Annotated in this window: 14 protein-coding genes; 9 read left to right on the top strand and 5 right to left on the bottom strand. The window is 39.9% G+C overall.

The genetic code is table 11. The features are described 5' to 3' along the window. Positions 1–425 (top strand): DinB family protein (locus tag AC1DRQ_RS12720; RefSeq protein WP_477424869.1); only part of this gene is annotated, 425 nt, incomplete at its 5' end. A gap of 18 nt (positions 426–443) precedes the next feature. On the opposite strand, the gene AC1DRQ_RS12725 is transcribed toward AC1DRQ_RS12720, so the two are convergent. Then, complete coding sequence (locus tag AC1DRQ_RS12725) at positions 444–1,172, bottom strand: esterase family protein (RefSeq protein WP_477424871.1); 729 nt, start codon at positions 1,170–1,172, stop codon at positions 444–446. A 35-nt stretch (positions 1,173–1,207) separates the two neighbouring features. Then, entirely contained in the window at positions 1,208–1,819 is a 612-nt protein-coding gene (locus tag AC1DRQ_RS12730; RefSeq protein WP_477424873.1) for a GDSL-type esterase/lipase family protein, read from the bottom strand. A gap of 159 nt (positions 1,820–1,978) precedes the next feature. Here AC1DRQ_RS12730 and AC1DRQ_RS12735 point away from each other — a divergent pair, with 159 nt between their 5' ends. Next, entirely contained in the window at positions 1,979–3,091 is a 1,113-nt protein-coding gene (locus AC1DRQ_RS12735) for a metallophosphoesterase family protein (protein WP_477424875.1), read from the top strand. A gap of 63 nt (positions 3,092–3,154) precedes the next feature. On the opposite strand, the gene AC1DRQ_RS12740 is transcribed toward AC1DRQ_RS12735, so the two are convergent. Continuing rightward, positions 3,155–4,246 (bottom strand): phosphatidylinositol-specific phospholipase C1-like protein, encoded by a 1,092-nt coding sequence (locus tag AC1DRQ_RS12740; RefSeq protein WP_429393014.1) that lies wholly within the window; start codon positions 4,244–4,246, stop codon positions 3,155–3,157. A 463-nt stretch (positions 4,247–4,709) separates the two neighbouring features. Here AC1DRQ_RS12740 and AC1DRQ_RS12745 point away from each other — a divergent pair, with 463 nt between their 5' ends. The 3 genes from AC1DRQ_RS12745 (at position 4,710) to AC1DRQ_RS12755 (ending at position 8,814) form a co-directional block, all read left to right on the top strand. Then, positions 4,710–6,860 carry a xanthine dehydrogenase family protein molybdopterin-binding subunit gene (locus AC1DRQ_RS12745; RefSeq protein ID WP_477424878.1) on the top strand — a complete coding sequence of 717 codons (2,151 nt, stop codon included), beginning with the start codon at positions 4,710–4,712 and terminating at the stop codon, positions 6,858–6,860. A gap of 34 nt (positions 6,861–6,894) precedes the next feature. Beyond that, the gene (locus tag AC1DRQ_RS12750; RefSeq protein WP_429393018.1) at positions 6,895–7,770 is read left to right on the top strand and encodes a nucleoside phosphorylase; all 876 of its coding nucleotides are present in this window, start codon (positions 6,895–6,897) and stop codon (positions 7,768–7,770) included. Positions 7,771–7,914: 144 nt separating this feature from the next. Further along, positions 7,915–8,814: a glycerophosphodiester phosphodiesterase family protein gene (locus AC1DRQ_RS12755; RefSeq protein ID WP_477424880.1), complete on the top strand. Its 900-nt coding sequence runs from the start codon at positions 7,915–7,917 to the stop codon at positions 8,812–8,814. A gap of 112 nt (positions 8,815–8,926) precedes the next feature. On the opposite strand, the gene AC1DRQ_RS12760 is transcribed toward AC1DRQ_RS12755, so the two are convergent. Together AC1DRQ_RS12760 and AC1DRQ_RS12765 are read right to left on the bottom strand one after the other, a co-directional pair. Continuing rightward, complete coding sequence (locus tag AC1DRQ_RS12760; protein WP_477424882.1) at positions 8,927–10,120, bottom strand: threonine synthase; 1,194 nt, start codon at positions 10,118–10,120, stop codon at positions 8,927–8,929. A gap of 53 nt (positions 10,121–10,173) precedes the next feature. Continuing rightward, on the bottom strand, positions 10,174–11,808 hold the full coding sequence (locus tag AC1DRQ_RS12765; RefSeq protein WP_477424884.1) for a M28 family peptidase: 1,635 nt from the start codon (positions 11,806–11,808) through the stop codon (positions 10,174–10,176). Between the two features lie 554 nt (positions 11,809–12,362). On the opposite strand from AC1DRQ_RS12765, the gene AC1DRQ_RS12770 reads away from it, so the two are divergent. Genes AC1DRQ_RS12770 through AC1DRQ_RS12785 form a run of 4 tightly spaced genes read left to right on the top strand, consistent with a single transcriptional unit; the run spans position 12,363 to position 16,665 of the window. Beyond that, positions 12,363–13,529, top strand: a complete 1,167-nt coding sequence (locus AC1DRQ_RS12770; RefSeq protein WP_477424886.1) for an iron-containing alcohol dehydrogenase — start codon at positions 12,363–12,365, stop codon at positions 13,527–13,529. Positions 13,530–13,535: 6 nt separating this feature from the next. Next, entirely contained in the window at positions 13,536–14,468 is a 933-nt protein-coding gene (locus AC1DRQ_RS12775; RefSeq protein ID WP_477424888.1) for a dihydrodipicolinate synthase family protein, read from the top strand. Continuing rightward, a complete protein-coding gene (gene pdxA, locus AC1DRQ_RS12780) occupies positions 14,465–15,511 on the top strand; it encodes a 4-hydroxythreonine-4-phosphate dehydrogenase PdxA (protein ID WP_477424890.1) in 1,047 nt (348 codons plus the stop codon). The genes AC1DRQ_RS12775 and pdxA overlap by 4 nt, the downstream gene beginning before the upstream one ends. After that, the gene (locus tag AC1DRQ_RS12785; protein WP_477424893.1) at positions 15,508–16,665 is read left to right on the top strand and encodes a four-carbon acid sugar kinase family protein; all 1,158 of its coding nucleotides are present in this window, start codon (positions 15,508–15,510) and stop codon (positions 16,663–16,665) included. The genes pdxA and AC1DRQ_RS12785 overlap by 4 nt, the downstream gene beginning before the upstream one ends. The last annotated feature ends 5 nt before the right edge of the window (positions 16,666–16,670 follow it).

Here is a 16,670-nt window from a genome sequence, read left to right on the forward strand (position 1 = left end):
AGCATGAAACAATCAGTGAGATCATTTTTGATCTTGATGAACAACAATTATTTAAAAAACTTCAGCCCGATAAATGGAATATACATGATAACATAGCGCATTTAACAAGATATCAACTTGTGTTTATGGATAGGATCAATAAAATTTTATCTACAGAGAACCCTTCATTTGGCCGCTACAAAGCGGAAGATGATCCGGAATTTGAAGGCTGGAGAACCAGGCCCACAAAAGATCTGATTAAACAGATCAAATTAAACCGTCAGGATATACTCCAATTAATTGAAGATATTTCAGAAACAGAGTTGAATAAAACAGGCACCCACCCGGTTTACGGAAATTTGAATATCTTGAAATGGATCGAATTTTTTTTACTGCATGAAGCCCACCATCTTTTAACTATTTTTCAACTGGCTAATTATAAATGAGCTCTATTTTGCTGAAACCTATAAATAATTAATTACCATTTGGCGCCATGCCCGGGCCTGATGTGCTTCTTTATCCCAGATATATAATGAGCTGTTTATCCCCTTTTCCGATAACATCCTGCATAACGTACGGTTATTTTCCAGCAATACATCCTCTTGCCCAATAGCTATTACAATGTGCATTTGTTTTATATTAAACAACCGGTCTTCATCCATTAAATTAGGAATATATTGCAGGGGCATGTTAAAATAAACATTCTCATCCCAGTAACCTTCTAACAGATCTTCATAATGCCCAATTTTACTTGCAAGGTCATATCTGCCACTCATACCAATCACCTTATTAAATACATCAGGGTGCCGCAGTGAGATATTTACAGCATGATAGGCCCCAAGGCTGCAACCGGCGGCAATTTTAAATGAACCGGGATTTTTCTTATGCATAAAAGGCATAACTTCCTGCAGAATGTACTGTTCATATTGAATATGGCGCATTACTTTTGCCGATGGATGGAATCCTGAGCTATAAAAACTTTCGCAATCGCAGCTGTCAACACAATAAACCTGAATATAGCCCTTTTCAATCTTATCACGCATGGACTCTATTACCCTCCAGTTTTCGTAATCATAAAACCTTCCCATCCTGGTTGGGAAAAATAAAACAGAGGCTCCGCCATAACCAAAAATAAGCATCTCCATATTTTTTTGAAGAGAAGGGCTATACCACTGAATATATTCTCTATTCATATTGTGCATTGCAAGATGAGGCTATCGTATGACCTTTATATTAATTCTGCATGAAAATTTTCTAAAAGCCTGGCATACACCAGTTGTTTCCACAATGCATATCCTTTAGGACTTAAGTGAAGTCCGTCCTGCAGAAAATAGTCTTTTTCAGGAGATCCATCCTTATTTAACATCTTGTTATATATATTGATGAATTTCCAGTTATTATCCCGCTTTATGATCTCGTTTTCAATTATGTTATTGGCATACTTTAGTGAGTTGATCAGGTCCCAACGGGCAATGCTGGGTTTAATAGAAATAAAATAACAGGGAATATCACCAAACCGGTTGGAAATTTGGCTGGCTAACTGCTCAAAAAAAATAAATATCTCTTCAGGATGCCTTCCATCTCCCAGATCATTATCTCCTGCATAAATCACGATGGATTTAGCATCATAGGGAGCAACAATACGGTTAAAAAACCAGGAACATGCCGCAAGTGTAGCCCCTCCAAAACCCAGGTTAACCGGTTTAAAGGGCCTGAAATCATCAAATAGTTTATCCCATAGCCTTATAGACGAACTTCCATAGAACAATGTTGATGGCTCATAGGTTAATTGCAACCTTTCCTTTTCGAGTCCTTTAACCTCTTCTTCGTACCAAAACATACAATACTTATAATATAATGCTAAAAGTAGAAAATTATGGGGTAAAATAGAGAACCATTGCATGTTTCCTATTACATCAATTAAATTTTCAGGGTAATTATGATGTCAACTTTCATTTATTTAATCAAGGCTTAATACCCGTTTGGTATTTTTGACAACATGACAACATTTAACACTTTGCAGGCAAAACCGGTGTTTAAACTGGATCAGCCTGATGATACCTATAAATTTCAACCTTTACCTTCCCCTACTGGTTTGTACCCTTATCATCTATCTATAAATAAAATACTGCCCGGAGTTGATGACCAGAAAATAGTTTTCCACATGGTTGGCGATACCGGCAGTGTACGCCACCCTGAAAATATTGAGTTAGTTGCCGCAGAAATGTCTAAACAATGTGAAATGGCAGCAATAACTGATAAGCCCCAGTTCCTGTACCATTTAGGCGATATTGTTTACAATCATGGTGAATCAGCCTGTTATAACCAACAKTTTTTTTCACCGTATAAAAATTATCCGGGGCCTATTTTTGCAATCGCGGGCAATCATGATAGCGATGTAAACCCGGCCAACCCGGTTCCTTATCATAGCCTGGACGCTTTTACTAAAGTATTTTGCGACACGGTTTCAAACCCGGTTAATTTGGGTGGAGATACTGATAGAATGAGCATGATTCAGCCTAATATATACTGGACATTAAAAACGCCGCTCATCAATATTATCGGTTTGCACAGCAACGTACCTAAATTTGGTGTTATTACGGCCGAACAGCGGAAATGGTTTGTAGAAGAGCTTAAAGCCAATGACCAGGAACGCCCGCAGAAAGCTTTATTGCTTTGTTTACATCATGCCCCCTATTCTGCCGATATTAACCACGGTTCGAGCCTCCCTATGATTGAATTACTGGAAGGGGTATTTGAAGAAACGGGCATAAAACCCGACATGGTTTTGAGCGGCCACGTACATAACTACCAGCGATTCAATAAGGTATATTCAGATAATAAAGTGTTGACCTATATTATTGCAGGAGCAGGCGGCTTTGATGAGTTGCATGCCGTAGCGCAGCCCGATGATGAACGGTTTACCAATAAAGATCCGTTATTTGATCATATTCAGCTGGTAAACTATTGTGATTCCAAACATGGTTTTTTAAAGATAGCTGTAGAAAAAACCACTGAAGGATTAACCATAACCGGTCAATATTACGCGTTAACCGCTCAGGACGATCAAGCCACCTTAACCGACCAGTTTAGCCTTAATATTACTAACTGATATACTTGCGAAAGTATGCAATATTACAAGGGACCGCTGTTTAGCAGTCCCTTGTAATTATCCTTAATTGCCAGTACCGTTGTTTACTATGCTATTATTAAGTACAGGATTTAAGCGGAAATATTTGTTTCCTCCATCAAAGTTCACCACATAATCAGACTTAAAGTGCGTGCTTTTTAAATAATAATCTGTAGTTATAATTTGCGCACCGGAATTACAGGCTGCTGTAAAATCTGTTTTATCATTGGCACGGGCTTGTTCGGTATCTGAATCGGCCCTGGTTCTGATGATGTATCCTTTTTTAACCAGCTCTTTTATATCCGGATTTTGGGGATTGTTCAGGATCATCATGGCAGCCTCAGGATTGCCAGGATCAGTATTAGTAAACAATACCCTTCCTTTTAAAGATGGATGCCCCTGAATGTAAAGCGCCCGGTCTTCCTTGTTGTTATCCATTATAAATATAAACTTACCTTTTGCAGCTTTTAAAGTTGGCCAGTTGCCATGCAGCACAGCGCTTTCAAGGGTAGCATATTTACCCCTAACCATATCAGGTGTAATGATAGAATTACCTAAACCATCTCTGATATCCTGATCAAGTTCATCAAGCGTTTGCGTGGTAAATTTTTCAGGAACGGTAAGCTTGGGATCTTTGGGTTTTCCATCTTTAGGCTCTAAAGTAATAAAGATGGGATTATGATCAGGATGGGCATCTGACCATGTTTTTAATTGTTTTAAACCATCTTTAAAAGTTAAACAATGGCTCCTAAAATCAAGATCAACAATGTGAAATACTTTAAAACCAGGCTGTTTCATTTCACCATCCGGATCAAATGGTGGCTGATCTTTTACCCAATCCAAACCTTTGGGGTGCGCGTATTTGCCTCCTTTTGAATCTGCATAAACATCAATTTCAAGATTTAGCAAGCCCATATTAAGCTGATCTGTAAGACTGATGTGTTCATAATCAATTTTTTCGGCGGCCTCAGGATTTTGTTTTTGAAAAACTTTAAACAAAGCTGGGTCAATAGCTTCTTTATAGCTGTTGTGCGAACCTATTACCTGGATCTTATTAATTGGCAGATCATCATTATCACCACTCCACTTATAGCATGGTAAAGCCAGTATTAAAATTACGCCTAAAAGAGTTTTCATATTTATTATCATTATTATAGTTCAAAAGTATTAATTAAAATGCCTGGGAAATATGATATTTCTGATACAAGAGATGGAAATAAAACATACAACTTGAATCATTGTTGATCATAATATTATTAAAAGCGGGCGTTTGCTCAAGATTACATGTAATAAAGAATCAATTACATGTTAAATAGAATACTATAAACGCTTTTAAAAATTGTTGCAAAATTGCGCCTCGAATGTTGCATTTAGGTTAACTACCTATTAAGAATAATATCAACCCGGTAACTTTTCAGTTGCATAAGATCGGTTATCCTGGTAAAAACGATTGTTTTTACCAACACATGAAATTATAAAATATAACGATATATACATTACCGATATTTGATGACAGAATTATTAAAATAACAATGTGGTTACACACTGCTTTTTTAATATTCAATTGTTAACTTAATGGCAGTATTTTAAATTTCATTCTATGGAAGAGATACAATTAAAAAACGATGGTGCGGTTACCACTTTGAGCCGTGTAGATGGCCGATTGAAAGTAACTGGCGCAGCAAAATATTCGGCAGAATATAAAGTACCTGGCTTAACTTATGCGGTGTTGGTACCCGCTACAATTACAAGCGGCACCATTACTGATATGGATACAAAAGCTGCTGAACATGCTCCGGGGGTGCTTGCAGTAATGACCTATCTTAATGCGCCGCAAGTGCCTGGCTATCAACCTGACCCATCCAAGCCGGTAAGAAAAAGTTTAAAATTATTCATTGACAATAAAATATTTTTCAATGGCCATCCCATAGCACTGGTAATAGCCGATACTTTTGAACGTGCCACCTATGCCGCATCCCTGGTTAAAGCAACCTACCAACAGCAGGCTTTTGAAACTGATTTTAATAAAAACATTGATAAAGGCGTTACACCAGGGGGAGGCCGCTATACTGATTATGTACGCGGTGAAGCCGATGCTTATAAAAATGCACCTGTAAAAGTGGAACAGGAATATACACTGCCATCAGAAATGCATAACCCAATGGAATTACACGTTACCACTGCTATATGGGATACGGCTGATAAAGTAACCGTGTATACAAAAACCCAGGGAGTTAAAAATACCCAAAGGGCCATTGCAGACGCGTTTAAACTGGATATAAATAATGTGCAAATCAACTCGCGGTTTGTTGGTGGCGCATTTGGTTCGGCTTTGCGTACATGGCCGCATGAAATTGCAGCGGTTCAGGCCGCTAAAATGGTTAATCGCCCGGTAAAATTGGTATTTACCCGTGAGCAGCAGTTCACGCTGGTGGGATACAGACCGCATACCGTTCAAAAAATTGGCTTAGGCGCCACCCCTGATGGTAAATTAGTTGGCATCACCCATGAATCACACTCTCAGACAGCGGTTTATGAAGAATTCACAGAGGGCTCTGTTAATGTGTCCAGATTTTTATATGCCAGCCCCAATGCCAATACCCGTTATAAGGTAGTCCCTCTGAATGTAGGGGTACCAGCTCCAATGCGTGGCCCTGGTGAAGCAACCGGGTCTTTTGCCCTGGAATCGGCCCTTGACGAACTTTCTTATGCTTTAAATATTGACCCCATAGAATTAAGATTGCGTAATTATGCTGATACAGATCTTGAACGGAATTTACCATGGTCAAGTAAATATTTAAAAGAATGTTACCAATTAGGGGCCGAACATATTGGCTGGGATAAACGCCCCACCAAACCCGCTTCTATACGTGATGGCGAATGGCTTGTAGGTTATGGTATTGGCTGTGGAGCTTTTGGCGCCCACCGGGGTAAGGCTTTGGCAAAAGCTAAACTAATGCCCGATGGTTCTGTAAATATTCAAAGTGCGGCAAGCGATATCGGGCCGGGTACTGGCACAGCTATGGTACTTATTGCATCAAATGTTTTAGGTATCTCCCCAGGCAAAATTACTTTTGATCTGGGCGATTCATCTTATCCCCAAGCTCCAACACAGGGTGGATCAGCCACGGTATCTACAGTAGGATCAGCAGTACATGATGTTTGCATTGCGCTTAAACAAAAGCTTAACATATTAGCAGGCAAACCCGAAGGTGATACTGCACCAATTGCTTATGATAATGTATTAAAACAGCTTAATTTGCCATACCTGGAAGTGACCAAAGATTCACAAGGTGGAGATGAGGGCCAAAAATATTCCATGTATTCATTCTCCGCACATTTTGCACAGGTTCATGTACATCCGGCAACAGGTGTTGTTAAAGTAAAAAAAGTAGTTGCCGTTGTTGATGCCGGTAAAATTGTAAGCCACAAAACAGCCAGCAGCCAAATGATTGGCGGAGCCGTTGGGGGCATTGGAATGGCACTCACAGAGGAAATTCTATTTGACGACCGTTATGGCCGGTATGTAAATAATAATTTTGCCGATTACCACGTACCCGTTAACGCGGATATACCCCAAATGGAAGCCATCTTTATTGACAAACCAGATCCATATGTTAATCCGTTAGGAACAAAAGGTATTGGCGAAATATCACTCATCGGGGTAGCCGCGGCAATTGCCAATGCGGTTTATAATGCCACTGGAAAAAGGATAAGAACGTTGCCTATCACTCCTGATAAATTAATTTAAGTATCGGTAATATACCCCAAATCAACATAAACTATTGGAAAGAATTTCAGAAACCGACCTCATCTTAAATGAGGACGGCAGCCTTTATCATTTAAATTTGCATCCTGACGATATAAGCGACCTTGTTATTCTGGTTGGAGATCCGGACAGGGTTGCACGGGTAAGCAAATTTTTTGATCATATTGAAATAAAAAAAGGTAAACGTGAATTCATTACACATACCGGACGAATCGGTAATAAACGCCTGACTGTTATCTCAACCGGCATCAGTACAGACAATATTGACATTGTATTAAACGAATTAGATACCCTTGTAAATATTGATCTTAAAACCCGGCTCCCCCATTCAAACCTTCGTAGTATTGATATTATCCGCATTGGCACTTCCGGCGCATTGCAGCCAGAGATCCCGATTGATAGTTTATTGATCTCGTCTGCCGCACTTGGCATGGATTCGCTCATGCATTTTTATGAGTATTCAATAACTTTAAAAGATCAGCAACTTTTATCAGAATTCCGCTCATCCATTCCGGGTGGCTACAACCTTGATCCTTATTTAGCATCTGCCAGCAATAAGTTACTTAATCAATTTAACTATATGGCGCCACTTGGTTTAACCCTTACTGCTCCCGGTTTTTATTCACCCCAGGGCAGGCAGGTAAGGGCAAAGTCATCAATGCCCCAACTGTTATCCATACTTTCTGCTTTTAAATCGTCAGGAGGAGAAAAAATCACCAATCTTGAAATGGAAACCGCTGGAATATACGGCCTTGCCCAATGTCTTGGTCATCATGCGTTATCTTTTAATGTTATCCTTGCTAACCGGTCAACAAATAAATTTAGTGCAAACCCGGCCAAGGTAATGGATGGTTTTATACAATCTATCTTAACCGGATTATCCGCCAAATAGTTCATTAAATTTATCAATTTGATAATAAACCTCCAAATCCAACTTAACAACCCTACCCTACTTTCGCCCCTGATTAACTACATTACAAATCAAGCAAAATTTAAGAAAGTTAATTTTTAAATAACCAGTCATCAAAATTTATCTATGAAATATTTATTTGTACCCTTGTTCAGTTGTATTATATCTTCAGTTTTTGCACAGCAAAAGTTAGATGTGGAAGGCCATCGCGGCGGACGCGCCCTAATGCCTGAGAACACCATTCCGGCCATGCTTCATGCCGTTGACCTGGGAGTTAAAACGCTGGAGCTGGATTGTGTGATCTCAGAAGACAAACAGGTAGTTGTATCGCACGATGTTTATATGTCGTCCGATTTTATGCTCAAACCTGATGGCAGTTTGATCAGCAAAACCGAGGAAAAACAATTTTTATTGTACAGGATGCCTTACGATAGTATCAGGCGTTTTGACGCGGGTACTAAACCACACCCTCAATTTCCTGAACAAAAAAAAATGAAAACATATAAACCGTTACTGTCAGCATTGATAGATAGTGTTGAACAATACGTTAAAGTTCATCATTTGAAGGCCGTATATTACAATGTAGAAATTAAAAGCTCACCTGCGGCTGATGATATCGCGCATCCACAACCTGCGGCTTTTGTTAAGCTGGTAATGGATGTTTTAAAGAAAAAAGGCGTTCAAAAAAGGGTAATCATCCAGTCGTTTGATACCAGACCGTTAGTATTGCTGCATCAAAAATATCCTAAACAACCGCTGTCATATTTAGTACAGAATAAAGACAGCTTTGATGATAATATTAAGAAACTTGGCTTTTCTCCGGCAGTCATCAGCCCTAATTATGCTTTAATAGATGCTGATTTTGTAAAAAATGCCCATCAAAGCAATGTTAAAGTAATACCGTGGACTGTTAATGATGAAGCCTCCATGCAAAAAATGGCAGAGTGGCAAGTAGATGGTATTATCTCCGACTATCCTGATAAGTTGGTAAACTTGTTTGGAAGCTTTCAGGATCAGATTAAATAGAGCATATTTTCATCAATATTGTGGTGGATTCTTATTCTATAAGATACAAAAAAGTCGTTTTGTAAAGAAAACGACTTTTTTTGCACCCTCTTAAACCCGAAAGACAAGAGACCTATATATTAATGTTCTCCAGATATTTATATCCGCTCCCTGTATTAATAAGCAACACTTTTTCTTCGGGCTTTATCCATTGAGTGGCTTTCAATTTTTTATAGGCTTGCCATAACGCGGCCCCCTCAGGCGCTATAAGCATACCTTCATATTTCGCAATTTCTTTTAATGCAGTGCTCATTTCTTCATCGCTAATGGTAAGGGCAAATCCTTCACTTTCGCGTAAAACCTTCAGAATAACTTTATCAGCATAAGGTTTGGGCACGCGCAAACCATTAGCTATGGTAAATCCGCCATCGGCAAATTCAGAAACATACCGCCCTGCATGAAATGCCTTTACAATACCATCACAACTTTGCGATTGTACAGCCACCATGCGCGGTCTTTTGCTGCCTATCCAGCCTAATTGCTCCATCTCATCAAATGCTTTCCAGATCCCGATAAGCCCTGTACCGCCGCCTGTCGGATAAAATATTACATCAGGCAATTGCCAGTTAAACTGCTCGGCTATTTCATAACCCATGGTTTTTTTGCCTTCCAACCGATAGGGTTCTTTCAGCGTTGATACCTGGAACCAATTATTTAACAGGGCATGTTCATTTACCAATTTACCGCAATCACTTATATTGCCGTCAATCTCCACCAGTTCGGCGCCGTATAAATGGCACTCATCTTTAAAAACCTTGGGTGTTTGTTTGGGCATATATACAACCGCTTTCATTCCCCCGCGGGCCGCGTAAGCAGCCAATGCGCCCCCGGCATTTCCGGCGGTAGGTGTGGCAATTGTCTGGATGCCCAGTTCTTTAGCTTTGGATACGGCTGCGCTTATGCCCCGCGCTTTGAATGAACCAGTTGGGTTACCAGATTCATCTTTCCAGAACACTTCATTATTACCAGTAAATTGTTTTAAATTTTCAATTGGTATTATAGGGGTAAAACCTTCTCCAAGCGTAACAATATGTCTTTCATCAGTAACAGGTAAAAATTCCTTATACCGCCACATTGTTGCCACCCTTCCCTGTAAAACAGCTTTGTTGATACCCGTACTTAAATTATACTGCGCAAATAAGGTAGATCTGCAGGTTTCATTAATACAAACCGTATTGATAACCGCAGCATTATGTATAGTGCCGCATTCGGGGCACTTTAAATTTATTAACAAGGAAGTTTCTGTCAATTCAATATTATTAACCATTAGATATGATAAAGTTATTAAAACCTAAACTGCGAAAAGTAATTTCCGGGTAATTACTTCTGCTCAAATATATCCCCTGCGTTCCATGTTGGCCGGGCAACATCCTGCGCTACAAGATAACCTATCAAAAAATTAAGCTGGGCGTATTTCTTTCCGGCTTCAAAATCAAATATCCCATTTATATCATCCTGTGGTTTATGGTAATATTTTTCGCGCCATGATGCCACTATTTCGTTCATATTATTTTTACCATCGGCTGTCTTACTCCCGTATTTAATATGCAAGGCCGGAATACCCTGCAAAACAAAGCTATATTGATCGCTCCGTGTAAAGCGGGCTTGCTTAGGTTCGGGGTCTGGTTCCACACTTAAATAGCCCAGATGATCTGCTGCCTCAGCAACCTGGTTAGCCAGCGATGAATGTTCGGCCCCTAAAGCTGTAATTGATAATAAGGGAGCAATAATAGTAGGCATGTCAGTATTTATATCTGCAACCATACTTTTAGCAGGTACTGTTGGATGTTTGGCAAAATAACCAGATCCCAGATCGCCTAACTCTTCGCCGGTTACCAATACCATAAGGATAGAGCGTTTAGGCTTCAGTTTAATACCTTTATATATCTTAGCAATGGCTAATAGGCTGGCTACACCCGAGGCATTGTCATGCGCCCCATTATAAATGGAATCGCCCTGTACCGGTGTGCCGATACCCAGGTGATCTAAATGGGCACTGTGCACCACATATTCAGTTTTCAGGTTAGGATCTGTGCCCGGTATTTTTCCGATAACATTATAGCTGGTAATATCCTGGTAAGTTGAGGTATACGAAACTTTAGCACCTACATTTAATGAAAATGAATAAGATTGACCCGCTTTTAAATGGCTCATAACTTCCGGCAGGGATCTACCTGAATTACTAAGCAACAAATTAAACAACGCATAGTTCATATTACCAAACACACTTATCTGATCAGAATAATAAACGCGTGAAACAGCAACTTTGCCTTCGTTATCCATTACACTGTAAATGCCTTTACTGACATTGTTCAAACGAGCTGTAGAATCGGCCAAACCAATAATAACACCTACTGCCCCATGTTCTGCCGCTACTTTTAATATCTGGGCGGAGTTCATGGTATGCGCGGCAACCGAGGATGAAAATTTTTCAGGAGCGCCCCGGGTAATCAGTACGATCTTTCCTTTTACATCCAACCCGGCATAATCATCATAACCAAGGCTGGGTTCACTGATACCATATCCGGCAAATACCAAATCTGCAGAGGTTTTAACCTCAGGGACAGAAGGATTAGGGTAAATTACATAACCATCGTCTCGTACAACCAAATTTTTTAACTGGCCACTATTTAAAGATAAAACAGCATTATTGGTAAATGCTTTGCGCAGCTTTACCTGTTGCAGCCAGGTATTATTTTCGCCGGCAGGTTTAACATCAAGTGATTTTAGCCGACCAATAACATAGTCAACCGCCATTTGATAACCTTCCGTTCCTGGTGCACGCCCTTTTAACTTGTCATCAGCCAAATATGTAATATCTGTTTTTATTTGTTCGGGGCTAACCTGTTTTAATGACTGTTCCACATTTGCGCCTAATTTAATTTGTTGCGCAAATACAGTACTGGCAAGTGAAATAATTGAAACGAGAAATAAGAACCGGCAAATTTTAATCATTACTTATATGGATTAATAACATACAAGCCCGCAAGTTATTAACTAACGTCTTTACGAGCAAGTTTTTATCGATAATGTTACCTTGTGCCCCTAACATTAAAGACTTTTGTATAACAAAAACAGCTTATTTCTCTATAATAAATTGTCCTGATATTTAATTGCCTTCCTATAAATGTTTATACCCTAATAATGAAGTAAGTGTTAAATTCAGATATAGTGAGCAATAAAATATGGTTGGTTGCTAATCCTGTCTGCATACATAGGGCTTTAGATAATATCGTACAATAATTTGATAACACATAGGTAAAAACGAGGTGTGTCTTTGCACATCTTTGTTCATATCAACCAATTGACCAAACCTCTATTCTATTCATTATAAAATATATGCAGCTTAAATCTATTTATTCTTTAAAGTTTACAGGAATATTTAACCCAGGACTAATTAATAACCTGTCCCCCATGTCAACAATACCGGTAAAAAATGAGGCTTCGGTTAAAGAAGTTAATAGAAACACTGCAATGAGATTCATTTTAAAAGATCGCATTTAATATATATGACACAAACAGATATTGCTTACCGGGATATCACTGTCAGATTTCCTGCTCAAATAATTATCGGGAAAAACTCGTACCTGAAATTAGCTGATGAAGTAGCTGCAGCTGGATATTCCAATGTATTGATCGTTACTATAAATGTGCTTTTAACAAAGCTTGATCCCCTTATACAACAACTTAAAACACAAGGCATAACCGTTAACGTAAATACAACTATAGTTCAGGAGCCATCATTCTGTGATTTTGATATTTTGATAAATTCTGTTGCTGATAAACCAGCTGATGTGGTTATTGGCATTGGCGGTGGCAGCGTGCTCGATGTAGCCAAACTATTAGCGGCACAAATTGATAATGACCAAACTCTAAATGATATAACAGGCATTGGTCTGCTCAAAAAACGCAACATCAAATTAATATGTGTGCCCACTACAGCAGGTACAGGCAGTGAGGCATCACCTAACGCTATATTGATTGATGATGCTGATAACCAAAAGAAGGGTATCATAAGCCCTTACCTTGTTCCTGATATGGTGATCATTGACCCGGCCCTGACCTATAACCTGCCGCCTGAAATAACCGCAGCAACCGGACTTGATGCATTAACACATTGTTTGGAAGCATATACGAACCTGTTTGCACATCCATTTATTGACATGTACGCCTATGAGGGCATGCGGCTTATAGCAGCAAATCTGATTAAAGCAATTAACAACGGAACCGATGAAAATGCCCGTACACAGTTGGCCATAGGCAGCCTGTTAGGCGGGTTTTGTTTAGGCCCGGTAAATACAGCTGGCGTACACGCTTTATCATATCCATTGGGTAGTATGTTCCATATGGCACACGGTTTATCAAACGCGCTGCTGTTACCTTACGTAATGGAATTTAATATACCATCGGCGCCTGCGCGTTATGCTGATGTTGCCCGTGCATTGGGTTGTAATAGCGGAAAAACAGATGTTTACACAGCGTATGCCGGAGTTGATAAGATCAGGGAGCTGATTGAAAAATGTGGTATCCCTTCTCGGCTTAGCGAGGCTGGTATAAACAAAGAAGCTATACCGGCTATGGCGGCCGATGCCATGAAAATTGCCCGACTACTTAAAAATAATCCACGTCAGATAAATCTTAGCGACGCTATCTACATTTATGAAGCAGCTTATTGAAATAAAATGAAAATAAAAAAGAAATATAATGGTTTGGTGGTGCCATCAATTACACCGCTAACAGAAAATTATAAGTTGGATCATGAAGCTGTTGAAAAGATTTTTGACAATATCTTTAATTATGGAGGCGTCCCGTTTATCCTGGGTACAACAGGCGAAGCATCTTCATTATCAAATGATGTAAAGCTCGATTTTATTAAACTGGCCACAAAACTTAAGCAACCAAACAAATTGCTTTATGCGGGCATTTCATCTAACTGCGTGGCAGATTCAGTGGCTATAGCCAAACTGTGCGCTGATGAAGGGGTTGATGTAGCGGTGGCCCATTTGCCGGCATATTTTACATTAACTGAACAGGAAATAAAGCAGTATTTTGAAGCCCTGGCCGATGAGATCCCGCTGCCGTTAATCATTTATAACATACCGGCAACCACCCATACTTCTATTGATTTGTCCTTATTGAATGAATTGAGCTTTCATGATAACATTGTAGGCACTAAAGATTCTGAACGTAATCATGAGCGTTTAAAACAATCGCTGGGTTTGTGGGCCAACCGGTCTGATTTTAGCCACTTTTTAGGATGGGGGGCGCAATCTGCCCACGCTTTGTTTACAGGTGGCGATGGACTTGTACCAAGCACCGGCAATTTATTTCCTGATATTTATTATAAAATGCTGGTAGCTGCAGATAATAATGATGAGCAGGCTGCATTGGCCTTACAAAGACATTCTAATATGCTGGGTGATCTTTACCAAAGCAAACGTTTATTAGGCGGATCATTGGCAGCGCTCAAATCATTAATGGAAAGTGCAGGTTTATGCCAGTCATACATGATGCCGCCACTGCAACAGGTATCACAACCCGATGCAGCCGAACTCAGACAAACCCTGCAAAGTATCATTACTCAGGAAAATCTTAACTTGCCTATATACCAATGATAACAAAAAAACCAATTATAGGGATTACCATGGGCGACCCGGCCAGCATTGGACCGGAAATAGCTGTAAAAGCACTGCTTACCCAACAATTGTTTGAAATATGCAACCCGGTGATTATTGGCGATGCAGCTGTTTTTAATGATATTGTTAAAAGATTAGGATTTAATGCCCGGATCAATCCCATAAAAAACATACAGGATGCAAGGTTTATTTATGGCGAGCCCGATGTATTTGATCTGCAAAACGTGGATATGAGCGAGTTGCGCTTTGGTGAGATATCAGCAATGGCAGGTAATGCATCATTTGACGCAGTAAAAAAAGTGATCGATCTGGCACTTGCTGGCGAGGTTGACGCTACAGTTACGGGACCTATTAATAAAAAATCAGTTAATGAGGCCGGGCATCATTTTGCCGGCCATACGGAGATATACGCCCACTTCACCAACACTAAAAAATATGCTATGCTGCTGGTGGAAGAAAACATGAGAGTGATCCATGTATCAACCCATGTTTCGTTAAGGCAGGCCTGTGACCTGGTGAAAAAAGAAAGAATTATAGAGGTGATTGAACTGCTGCATAACGGATTGATCCAGTTAGGTGAAACAAATCTGAAAATTGGCATTGCCGGGTTAAACCCTCACGCTGGTGATTCAGGGTTATTTGGTACCGAAGATGATCAGGAGATATTACCTGCTGTACAGGAAGCACTGAAAGCTGGCTATGATGTGGAAGGGCCTATTCCTGCCGATACCTTGTTTTCTAAAGCTTCAACTGGTTATTATGGTGGCATAGTAGCCATGTACCATGATCAGGGACATATTCCTTTTAAACTTACCGGCTTTAAATGGAACGCCCAAAAGCAGCAGATGGATAGTGTAAAAGGCGTAAACATCACCATGGGATTGCCTATCATCCGCACATCTGTTGATCATGGGACTGCTTTTGAAATAGCCGGGAAAGGTGTGGCCAGCAGCGATGCTATGATATTGGCTATTGAATCGGCTGTAAGGCTTAGCAAAACCAGGTTAAATCAAAATATATGATAGCGGTAATTGCAGATGATCTTACAGGAGCGGCCGAACTGGCCGGTATTGGATTAGATTATCAGCTAAAAACCGAAATTAATACCATTGTTGAACCGGATTGCAAAGCTGATCTGCTGATCATCGCAACGGATACGCGTTCGCTGCCCGTAGCCGAAGCCGTAAGAATAACCTATGAGCTAACTCATCAGTTAATGGCCCTTAAACCAAGGGTACTATTTAAAAAGATCGACTCCGTATTGCGAGGACATATTTTAGATGAAGTTAGCAGTCAAATGAAAGCATCCGGGTTAAAAAGGACATTGATCATCCCGGGGAATCCTCTGCATGGCAAAAAGATTATTAACGGCATTTATTATTTTAATAATGTGCCTGTGCATTTAAGCAATTACTCAGTTGATCCGGCGTTCCCGGTAACGTCGTCAGATGTAAGGCACATGCTCAGGGCTGATGATGATCTACCTCTGCTAAAAACCCATGAAAAACTACCAGATACGGGTATAATGATATGTGAAGCGGCAGATGAAAACGCCCTCACACACTGGATTAAACTTGCTGATGATAACACCATTATTGCCGGCGCATCAGGTTTATTCAATTGTTTACTTAATCGTTTAATCCCGGCAAAGCCAGCTGTTGACACTACTATTATTTATCAAATTTCGCCTTCCCGCTTATTTGTATTCGGCAGTACATTTCATCAGGACATACACTATAATCATAACGGTTTTATTAATGATATCCCTGTGGTTTATATTCCTTCGTCCATCATTGATAGTGATGATCCACAGACTTCCGAATATGAGTGCTATGCTAACAAGGTTGTTCAAACGCTTACAGAACACCACAACGCTATAATGGCCATACATCCTGATACTACTAAGGGACTTAACATTGATCCCGTTCTGCTTACTCATAAAATGGGTACCATTGTAAAATATATAAACTTAAAAACACATCTGCACGAACTGCTGATTGAGGGTGGCGCTACCGCGTGGGCAATATTAGCACAGCTTAATATTTCAAAATTATATCCCCTGGAACAAATGGGCCCCGGGGTTATCCGTATGAAAATAGCAGGCAATAATCAATTATATTTAACTTTAAAACCCGGCAGTTATGACTGGCCAGCATTTGTTTGGACAACCAATTAATATAT

The sequence above is a fragment of the Mucilaginibacter sp. P4_E8 genome (assembly GCF_056401495.1).

Excerpts from the sequence above, each read along its gene's own strand:
- AC1DRQ_RS12725 (WP_477424871.1), bottom strand. The coding sequence starts at position 1,172 with ATGAATAGAGAATATATTCAGTGGTATAGCCCTTCTCTTCAAAAAAAT.
- AC1DRQ_RS12730 (WP_477424873.1), bottom strand. The coding sequence starts at position 1,819 with ATGTTTTGGTACGAAGAAGAGGTTAAAGGACTCGAAAAGGAAAGGTTG.
- AC1DRQ_RS12740 (WP_429393014.1), bottom strand. The coding sequence starts at position 4,246 with ATGAAAACTCTTTTAGGCGTAATTTTAATACTGGCTTTACCATGCTAT.
- AC1DRQ_RS12745 (WP_477424878.1), top strand. The coding sequence starts at position 4,710 with ATGGAAGAGATACAATTAAAAAACGATGGTGCGGTTACCACTTTGAGC.
- AC1DRQ_RS12755 (WP_477424880.1), top strand. The coding sequence starts at position 7,915 with ATGAAATATTTATTTGTACCCTTGTTCAGTTGTATTATATCTTCAGTT.
- AC1DRQ_RS12760 (WP_477424882.1), bottom strand. The coding sequence starts at position 10,120 with ATGGTTAATAATATTGAATTGACAGAAACTTCCTTGTTAATAAATTTA.
- AC1DRQ_RS12765 (WP_477424884.1), bottom strand. The coding sequence starts at position 11,808 with ATGATTAAAATTTGCCGGTTCTTATTTCTCGTTTCAATTATTTCACTT.
- AC1DRQ_RS12770 (WP_477424886.1), top strand. The coding sequence starts at position 12,363 with ATGACACAAACAGATATTGCTTACCGGGATATCACTGTCAGATTTCCT.
- AC1DRQ_RS12775 (WP_477424888.1), top strand. The coding sequence starts at position 13,536 with ATGAAAATAAAAAAGAAATATAATGGTTTGGTGGTGCCATCAATTACA.
- pdxA (WP_477424890.1), top strand. The coding sequence starts at position 14,465 with ATGATAACAAAAAAACCAATTATAGGGATTACCATGGGCGACCCGGCC.
- AC1DRQ_RS12785 (WP_477424893.1), top strand. The coding sequence starts at position 15,508 with ATGATAGCGGTAATTGCAGATGATCTTACAGGAGCGGCCGAACTGGCC.